General features: G+C 61.8%; 4 protein-coding genes. 1 reads left to right on the top strand and 3 read right to left on the bottom strand.

Going from position 1 to position 3,825, the window contains the following annotated elements; all coding sequences use genetic code 11:
* Positions 1–1,163 (top strand): PE-PPE domain-containing protein (locus ACLP9N_RS35360; protein WP_442411763.1); only part of this gene is annotated, 1,163 nt, incomplete at its 5' end.
* Here the strand turns inward: ACLP9N_RS35360 and ACLP9N_RS35355 are convergent.
* The 3 genes from ACLP9N_RS35355 to ACLP9N_RS35345 all read right to left on the bottom strand — a co-directional run bounded on the left by ACLP9N_RS35355 (position 1,160) and on the right by ACLP9N_RS35345 (position 3,665).
* The gene (locus tag ACLP9N_RS35355) at positions 1,160–1,990 is read right to left on the bottom strand and encodes a glycosyltransferase family 2 protein (protein ID WP_442411762.1); all 831 of its coding nucleotides are present in this window, start codon (positions 1,988–1,990) and stop codon (positions 1,160–1,162) included. The genes ACLP9N_RS35360 and ACLP9N_RS35355 overlap by 4 nt on opposite strands.
* A gap of 83 nt (positions 1,991–2,073) precedes the next feature.
* Complete coding sequence (locus ACLP9N_RS35350) at positions 2,074–2,889, bottom strand: glycosyltransferase family A protein (protein WP_442411761.1); 816 nt, start codon at positions 2,887–2,889, stop codon at positions 2,074–2,076.
* A gap of 206 nt (positions 2,890–3,095) precedes the next feature.
* On the bottom strand, positions 3,096–3,665 hold the full coding sequence (locus tag ACLP9N_RS35345) for a class I SAM-dependent methyltransferase (protein WP_442411760.1): 570 nt from the start codon (positions 3,663–3,665) through the stop codon (positions 3,096–3,098).
* Between the last annotated feature and the right edge of the window lie 160 nt (positions 3,666–3,825).

Genomic DNA, 3,825 nt, shown 5'->3' with positions numbered 1-3,825 from the left:
AGGCGGAGGGCGTATCGCCTTCGCTGGTTAATTTCTACATAGTCGGAAATCCGATGAATCCGAACGGCGGGTTCTTCGAACGCTTCGCGGGTCTGCAGTTCCAAAGCATTGGTCTGGACTTCTACGGTGCGACGCCCTCTAATGCCTACCCGACCACGATGGTGACGATCGAATACGACAGCTGGGCCGACTTCCCGCGGTACCCGCTCGACATCCTTTCCGACCTCAACGCCATTACGAGCCTGAACCACTTCTACTACCACGTTTTGACGCCGCAAGAGCTGAATTCGGCCATTCTATTGCCGGGCTCGGCTGCGCTGGGTACCCCGAACAGCCTCACAAACTATTACATGATCCCCGCCACCGACCTGCCGCTGTTGAACCCGATCCGCGGCATTCCGATTATCGGGAACCCCATCGCCGACCTGCTACAGCCCGACCTGACGTATTTGGTGAACCTGGGCTACGGCGACCCGTTGTACGGCTGGTCCACCTCGCCGGCCAACGTGCCCACTCAGGCCGGGCTACTGCCGCCCCTCAGCGCCTTCCAGGAGCTTCCCGGGCTCTTACAAAGCGGAGCTCAGCTGGGCATGCAGAACTTCATCGGCGATTTCACCGGCACGGGACCGAACCCGGTGACGTTGCCGACGCTCAGTTCGCTGGCCTCACTGCTAGAACATCCGTCCAGTTCGCTGACGTCGCTGCTAGGCCCATTGTTGGGGACAACGAGCGGGGCGAGCGCGGCGACGGGCTCGGCGACGGGGTTGTCGGCCCTTATAGCCAACCCTTTGGCTCTGGCGCCGGGGTTGTCGGCCCTTATAGCCAACCCTAGCCCTGCCGCTTTGGGAACCGTGGTCACAAACCTCGCGAACACGGTGTCCGGTGTGGCGTCGGACGTCTACTCCCTTGCCTATCCGACTGCGGATATCCTCACCGCCGCCGTGATCAGCATTCCGTCCTATGACGTCAACCTGTTCCTGGACGGCCTGTTGCAAGCGGTCAACGGTCAACCCGTTGCGGGGCTTATGAATGCGTTCGGCCAGCCCATCGCGTCCGACATAGGGCTGTACCTGTGGCTGGCCAACTTGGAAGCAGCGGTCATTGCGAACCCGACGGAAGCCGCGGGGCCGGCCACCGGGGTTCCCGCTGTTGGCATCAACTAGTGGTCGGTGAGAAAACGGTATAGTCCGTGCTTGCGGATCATATAGCGCGTCGCGTGGTTCTCCCATTTACTACGGTTTTTGCCCCTGACGTCAATATGGTGATGGACCACGCTGATGCTGGGATCGAACTGTCTCTTGATGCCCCTCTTCTCGAGGCGGATCGACAGTTCCTGAATCTCTTGTGCCCGTAGCGCCGGGTCAAACCCGCCAATCGACCTGAATATCGTCGAATAGACGAGCATATTTCCTTCATGAACCCAGTAGGCGGGCGATGGCACCGGAGGTTCAAGTGTGTTGGGCCAATCGCCCACGGCCGGCGCAACCACTCGTCGAATACCGCCGGCCAGCCGCGGTCTTCCCCTCAGTCGGTCGATCGAAAATTGTAGCGTCCCCGTGCCATTTCCCCACACCGAGAGCACGGCGCCGTGGTTACACCACTCCTGGCGGCCGTCGGCGAAGGTGACCAACCCGCCGATCATCCCGACCCCTCGATCGGCATAACGTGCGGCGACTTCCCTTGCAACGGCCGGGGTCTCGGGAGTCTCCAAGTCCATGTCGGCGTCGATGAAGTGGATCAGAGCCCCGTCTGCAACCTGGTCGATGATCTGGTTGCGATTGGCTCCCGCGCCCCGGTTTTCGCGGCTGCGTACGAATTTCACTTCGTCGCCGAACTCACCTACCACGTCGGCACTGTCGTCGGTGGAGGCGTCATCGAGCACGAAGACCGCGTCGTAGTGCTGCGCCAGTACCTGGGGGAGCAGCCTGCGCAATTGCTCGCCCATGTTGTAGTTCGGAATGGCCGCAACGACCGGTAGTTCCTCGGGCATGGTCCTCGCTGGGTAGCTAATTAGCAGGCAGAGCCTAGATTAGAGGTCGACGTCGGTTAGCCGTCGATGCAGGTGGGCGCTGGTCATGGCAAGGGGACCACCGCGTCTCCGGGCGGCCGATAGTTCTGCAGGTACGACTTGGGTTGCATAACCGCCGGCCGCGGAAGTCTGAGGTCCGGCTTGAGCGCGGCCGGCCCGAAGGAAGCCCACAGCGTCGAGGCCGGCGACTTCGAGGGGTGAATGGCGAAGTCGCGAAGCAGGTGAGAGCGGTATGGCCGGCCAGGCCCGAAAAGCGCATTGTCGGAATGATTTTCGCCGTTCTCGACCTGGTAGACGGCGCCCGGGAACGCCAGAGGCTCGAGAATGCGACCGTGGTTTCGCCACCAGTCGAAGGCCCATCCGTGTTCCAGCACGTGTTCGAGTCGCTCTCCGAAGGCCGCGGCAATCTCCTGCTGTGTCACGGATACGGTCAGCTGGGCAGGAACGTCGTACGCCTCGAAGGGGATGATGAACGACGTCCCGCAGAATCGGTAGAAATTCCTCAACCGCTTGTACGCGTTTCTCCTGCGCGAATACATCAACCCTCGCTTGACCACCCACCCGGCATGGCCAGGACGAGCGTGCACGAATGCCGCAAGATCTCGGTGGACGAAGTCGTCCGCATCAACGAACATCACGTATTCCGGCCCGAAGTCGCGTGCTGCGAGGAGACCGACGGCGTTTTTGGTGCCCTTGTCCCAGATTACTGACGCCGGGCCGGTGCGGGGACCCTTGAGGTCGGAGGGCGGCGGGAAGTCGACTTCGACGAAGACGACGCCCCCCGGCAGCGGGAACGCCGGTCGGCGATTGCCGACGTTGATCACCATGTAGTCGTCGCAGGTTTGCTGGGTGAGCGACACCAGGGTGTCTTGCAGCAGCGCCTCGACGCGGTCTTAGTTGGCGGCGTTCTGCGGGTGACGCAAGGTCGTGATGAACGCCAGCATCTCTAGTGCTCCTCGGTGAAGTGCGGGCGGTACCGCCTTGACGACATAAAAGCCTAGTTGATCTACGCTCGAGGGGGACTACTTTGGCTCGGAGCGGGCCGGGCGGCGTCGTCGTGGCCGGGTCAGGTGATCGTTGGGCGCTGCGAAAAGACAAACAAGCGTTGCTCTTCCCAGTCCTCGCTTCGCACCAGCTCGAAACCGCGTTCGCGGAAGAGTGACCGAAGCTGCTCTTCCCGATAGTTGTTCATCCAACCGTGCCTCAGGCGACTAACCCTGTCGACGAGGGCGCGCGGCGAATAGCCACTGGCTTTTGCGGGGGCGTACGTCAGGACGCAGACCGCGACCTGCGTCGTCAACCAATCAAGCATGGAGGGGACATCGCGCACGTATTCGAGCACCCCGCTGAGTACGGCAACGTCGTAAACGTCTGATCCGAGGGCCGGAAGAGGCCTCTCATTCAGGTCACAAAGGATCGTTCCCGGCCCGCGGTCGACGACGTCAGATGGCACGTAGGTGCACGACGGGTCGAGATGACGCTCGAGGACCCGCTTGCCGGCCCCGAACTCAATCACACGACTGTTCTTGGGCACAAGCGCGGCAACCTGCTTGTTCCGCGGTTCCCAGGACGCATAGAGACTGTCGGGGTCCGCCCACCTCCTGCGATCAGTTTTCTTGAGTGCGGTGGTGATCATCCTCAACACGGCGTTGGGCAAAGGATCATCGAAGCGTCACCGACCCCTATGAACTCGTGCACCGTATCGGCGGCCTTTCCCGGTTCCTTCGTCTGGTCTGCCCGCGATTTCCGTTCGAGAAGGCTAGCACCCAGAGCCTTGATCCAGGCTCGCTGGGATC

Origin of the sequence: Mycobacterium sp. (genome assembly GCF_052144515.1) — a bacterium.
Classification (GTDB): domain Bacteria; phylum Actinomycetota; class Actinomycetes; order Mycobacteriales; family Mycobacteriaceae; genus Mycobacterium.
Note: the sequence above shows the minus strand (reverse complement) of the source record. Positions and strands in the feature narration are given on the sequence as shown.

Coding starts and splice junctions, on each gene's coding strand:
- ACLP9N_RS35355 (WP_442411762.1), bottom strand. CDS start 1,990: ATGCCCGAGGAACTACCGGTCGTTGCGGCCATTCCGAACTACAACATG.
- ACLP9N_RS35345 (WP_442411760.1), bottom strand. CDS start 3,665: ATGATCACCACCGCACTCAAGAAAACTGATCGCAGGAGGTGGGCGGAC.